This window comes from Paracidovorax sp. MALMAid1276, assembly GCF_049198005.1.
GTDB lineage: Bacteria > Pseudomonadota > Gammaproteobacteria > Burkholderiales > Burkholderiaceae_C > Acidovorax.
This window is the reverse complement of sequence record NZ_JBMIRS010000167.1, coordinates 1-4,645: the sequence shown is the minus strand read 5'-3', so window position 1 is coordinate 4,645 and position 4,645 is coordinate 1. Positions and strand designations below refer to the sequence as shown.

Here is a 4,645-nt window from a genome sequence, read left to right as displayed (position 1 = left end):
ACGATCTACCAACACCACCCCCGCGCCAGTGCTGGGTTTGCGTACCGCCAGTTATTGCACTGAAAACGAGGGGACCCCTTTCCCAAGCTTTCCCAAATGTAATCTTCTGGTTATTCCGCTTGAGCTCGCGATCTACAAAGGACCTCATGGCAAGCGAGCTACCCCGTTCGGTTGGGCTCGGTTGATGCATGAGTAATGCAAGGTAGGTACATCTTGCGCGGAGGGAATAGCTGGGTCGCTGCGCTGAACTGAATGACCAACCCATGTGCACAATACGAGATGATTGTCGAGTTGCCGCAGCTGATTCACTATGACTGCTCGGTTCCGCTGTCTCGCGTGTCCTTGAACGTGAGCAAGCGCAACGCGTTCGCCACCACGAGCAACGTCGAGCCTTCGTGGAACAAGACGGCAGTACCGATCTTCAAGCCAAAGATGGTCGCAGGGATGAGCACGGCGACTACGCCAAGGCTCACCCACAGGTTCTGCTTGATCACACGACTCGTGCTGCGTGAAAGTCCGACCGCAAATGGCAGTTGAGCAAGGTCGTCCGCCATGAGTGCAACGTCCGCCGTCTCCAGCGCGACGTCCGATCCAGCTGCGCCCATGGCTATGCCCACGGTTGCATTGGCCATGGCCGGGGCGTCGTTGACTCCGTCGCCCACCATCGCCACCTTGCCGTGTGCGGAGCGCAGATCCTTGATGGCGTCCACCTTCTGCTCGGGCATCAGGTCCCCGCGTGCCTCGGTCAGCCCCACGCTCTTGGCCACGGCATCTGCCACCTGTTGGTTGTCACCGGAGATCATGATCAGCCGCTCGATGCCGAGCTCTCGCAGCTGGGCCATCACCTTCCCGGCGACAGGCCGGGGGGTGTCCATCACACCAATGACGCCCAGGAACCTCGCCCCCTTGCGCACGACCATCGTGGTGCGGCCTGAGGCCACCAGATCTGCGTTTGCCTTCTCGACATCCGACGGCATTGCAGAGTCCGGTAGCTCCGAGAACAGCACCGGCTTGCCGATGTAGACCGCGTCCCCATCCACCTGCGCTTGCACGCCCCGCCCCGTGATGCTTTTCACATCGGATGCGGTTAGGGTGCCCGCCCCGGCGCTCAGGCGCTCCCGGGCGCCCTTCACGATGGCCGATGCCAACGGGTGATCACTGTGCTCTTCGACGGCCAGCGCAACAGTCAGCAGTTCGTCGTCGGTCGCACCCTTGGCCGCGACCGCATCAGTCAGCTTGGGCTTGCCTTCGGTCAAGGTACCGGTCTTGTCGAACGCGATGGAGCTGAGGGTGCCTAGGTTTTCTAGCGGGCCACCGCCCTTGACCAACACCCCGCCGCGTGCAGCCCGCGCAACGCCGCTGAGCACAGCGCTGGGCACAGAGATCGCCAGCGCGCACGGGCTTGCCGCCACCAGCACGGCCATGGCGCGGTAGAAGCTTGCAGAGAACGGTTCGTCGATGACCAACCAGGCGAGCATCAGCACAGCTACGAGGGCTAACACCGAGGGAACAAAGATGCGCTCGAAGCGCTCTGTGAATTGCTGTGTGGGCGAACGTTGGGCTTCTGCCTCGGTGACCATCTTGATCACCCGTGCCATCGTTGACTGGTCCGACTTGCGCGCCACCATTACATCGATGGCGCCTGCGCCATTGATCGTGCCGGCAAACACCCTGTGCTCGGGAGCCACTTTGTCGAAACTCGCGATGGCCGATTTAGCATCTTCCAGGGGCCGCTTGTCCACGGGCACACTCTCGCCAGTCACGGGAGCCTGGTTGACGCTAGTGGTACCAACGACCACCACACCGTCCGCCGGCAATCGCTCGTTTGGCTTGACCACGACAACATCGCCGACCTCCAATTCGGCCAGGGGTACTTCCTTCGTGCTGCCATCGCGCCGGAGCAACGCGGTTTCGGGCGCCAGCTTGGCGAGCGCTTCGATGGCTCTGCGCGCACGCCCCATGGCGTAGTGCTCAAGCGAATGGCCAAAGCTGAACAGGAAGAGCAGCAATGCACCTTCCGCCCACTCCCCGAGTGCGGCGGCACCGGCAGCGGCGACCAGCATCAGCGTGTCGATCTCGAATCGACGTGCACGGAGATTCTCAAACGCCTCCTTCACGGTGAAATATCCACCGAAGAAATACGCGCATACATAGAGCGCTGTAGGAACCCAGGGTGCCGCGAAATCTCCCTTGCTGATCAGCCAACCAATTAGTAGCAAGGCTCCTGACAACAGCGCGAAGATGAGTTCCGTCTTCTCACCGAGAAGACCTTCCTTGTGGTCATGACCCGCGTGACCACCCGCTTCGCCATGACCGTGACCTGAGTGATTCTTGTCCCGCTCACTGTGTTCATGCCCTTTGTGAGCTGCATGGTCATGTGCATCCTTCTTCACCTCGTCTACAACCGTGTCATTGGCTGCAGCCGGCAGCTCCTGCACTGCTGCAGCAGGCCTCGGTGAGGGCACGCTCCAGGGAACCACCTCGCCGGAAATGCCCAGCGAGCCGAGGGCTTCGATCAGCTCCTGTTGCGAGACCTTTGAGCGGTCGTACTCGATGCGCAATGAGCCCGAAGCTGCAACGTCTGCCTCAATCACCCCCGGAACGCGCCGCAGTTCTTCGGCAATCCGGCGGGCAGTGCGCGCCAGCAGCGAGCCATTGGCCCGAAACGCCAAGTGGGCATACTGTGAGGAAATCTCGGCGCCGACCGATTGGACCAGCTCACGCACTCGGCCGAGGGTCATGCTATCGGGGTCGTAGTGGACGCACAGCTGTGGCGCCCCACTTTCTATGTCGACGATATGCACTTCGTCGATGCCGTTGCGGCCCTTGAGCGTGTCCGTGAGCCGCAACACGCAGCGGTCATGCGCTTCGCTCACGTCCGGAAGCACGAGAGGAAGATCGAGACGTAGCTTCTTGGAATTGCTCATTGCTTCTGCCTTGAATGATGTTTGATTGCGTGGCGGCCCACGAGAGAGCCGGCACCAGCGGATGGGCACTGGCGTTGCCTCTCTCGGGCCAGACCGCCGTGGAGAAGCCGAATCAGCCGATGCCTTGCTGGCTGTCGCAGCGGCTTAGCCAGACCGGTTTCGATGTCTATTGCCCATGGAGGGCATCGCTTGATCAGTCAGCTCAATGCCGTTACGGACTGGCGTGCGCCCACTGCGTGAGCGTGGCCGAGATCGAACGGACTGGCTATCAGGCTGCGCGCCGCCAATTCGGGCGCTCTATACGGTGACGCAGGAAGCTGGGATGAGACTGCTCGTCCGCAAAGGCCAGTGGACCCGCGTGGCTTCCTGTCATCAGAGGAACCTGATCCAAGACAGCAGAGACGGAGGTGAGGTGGCAGCTCGGGCAATCGGGGTGATCGCCGCCGATTGATCGGTCAACTTCCGCCGAGTCTTTCAAACGAGTCGCCAGCTTGGCTTGGTGTTCATGGACATGGTGGCCAAAGTGGGTGTCGGACGTGCGCGTTTCATGCTGGCAATAGCCCGTGGCAGCCCCCCAAACGAATTGGATTGGCAGCAGCACCAGCAAGATGAGGACAAGGGCTTTGCGCACGCCAGCGATGGTAGCAGCAGCGATCCCCCGTGCCAATGAAGGCTCCGGGCGCGCGCGTTTCATTGGCCTGCGCGAGCGCTGTTCCGAATGGACAGTCATCCCACCAGACCCGGGATCGAGAGCAGCACCTCTCGCAAGTAGTCCACGTATGTGCTGATGAGCCATGGTCCGATGAAGATCAGCACGACGATGGCGGCTACCAATTTTGGGATGAACGACAGCGTGTTTTCATTGATCTGCGTTACCGCCTGGAGGATGCTAACGATCAGACCTACCAGTAGCACCACGAGCAGGATAGGTGCGGCGGTTATCAGCAAAATGTGCAGTGCCGCCTGTGCGATGGTCAGGACTTGTTGCGAACTCATTGGGAGTCCTTACAGAAGGAGCCATGGGGAAATGGTCGGACGAGTGCCGCTGCAAGCTGGCGGCGCAGTCGAGCACCTCACTGCGCATCGAGTCCCGACAGGGCGTCTGACAGCTTGCCGCCTGCGCGCGGACAACCACGCACAGCGCAGTCACGCACAGGGGTTGCGCAGAAAGGGCTTCTTGGGTGTCTACCGCACACCGGTGGAAGACGTGCGCCGAGGACGCGTGTTCAGGCCAGCGCCATCGGAGGACGCAGCAGGCCTTCGAGGGAGGGCGGCGTATAACGTGCTGCCTGCTGCGCAATCAGGTCAGCCTGCGGAACGCGCGGAACTCTGAGTGCCAATGTCAGGATCAGTCCCGCAAGCGTCAGCCCCTCATCCGTATGCAGATGACTGCCCGATGCGATTTTTTGCTTGAACCGGTCCTCATGAGCTTGCCGCGCCACATGCTGGGTGGAAACCACCAAGTGCTCGAACTGGTCGGCGCGCGTTGCGCCTGCAAACGGATTGACCATGCTGATTGCCTGCCACAGAAGGGCAAACACGAGCACGGCCGATTGCAAGCGGTAGGACATGGCGTCGAATTCTAGCAGGCTGCTGAAATACTCCCCACCGTCGTTTCCCGGTTGACGTCTTGCCAGGACAATTGAGGCAACCCAACCGACCAGACAGACAAGCCAGACATGCGCGGAGCCGACACCTTCACCGAGAGCCTGTTCACC

Annotated in this window: 3 protein-coding genes; all 3 read right to left on the bottom strand. The window is 61.1% G+C overall.

Annotated features, from left to right (window positions below; all coding sequences use genetic code 11):
• Positions 1-308 precede the first annotated feature (308 nt).
• Positions 309-2,927 (bottom strand): heavy metal translocating P-type ATPase, encoded by a 2,619-nt coding sequence (locus tag ACOQFS_RS11485; protein WP_060986739.1) that lies wholly within the window; start codon positions 2,925-2,927, stop codon positions 309-311.
• Between the two features lie 726 nt (positions 2,928-3,653).
• The gene (gene fliQ, locus ACOQFS_RS11480; protein ID WP_060986738.1) at positions 3,654-3,923 is read right to left on the bottom strand and encodes a flagellar biosynthesis protein FliQ; all 270 of its coding nucleotides are present in this window, start codon (positions 3,921-3,923) and stop codon (positions 3,654-3,656) included.
• A 230-nt stretch (positions 3,924-4,153) separates the two neighbouring features.
• Positions 4,154-4,645, bottom strand: a 492-nt coding sequence (locus tag ACOQFS_RS11475) for a hypothetical protein (protein ID WP_421563010.1), incomplete at its 5' end; no start/stop codon positions are given.

What these genes read in the sequence shown, in the direction of transcription:
- ACOQFS_RS11485 (WP_060986739.1), bottom strand. Translation starts at nt 2,927, where the DNA reads ATGAGCAATTCCAAGAAGCTACGTCTCGATCTTCCTCTCGTGCTTCCG.
- fliQ (WP_060986738.1), bottom strand. Translation starts at nt 3,923, where the DNA reads ATGAGTTCGCAACAAGTCCTGACCATCGCACAGGCGGCACTGCACATT.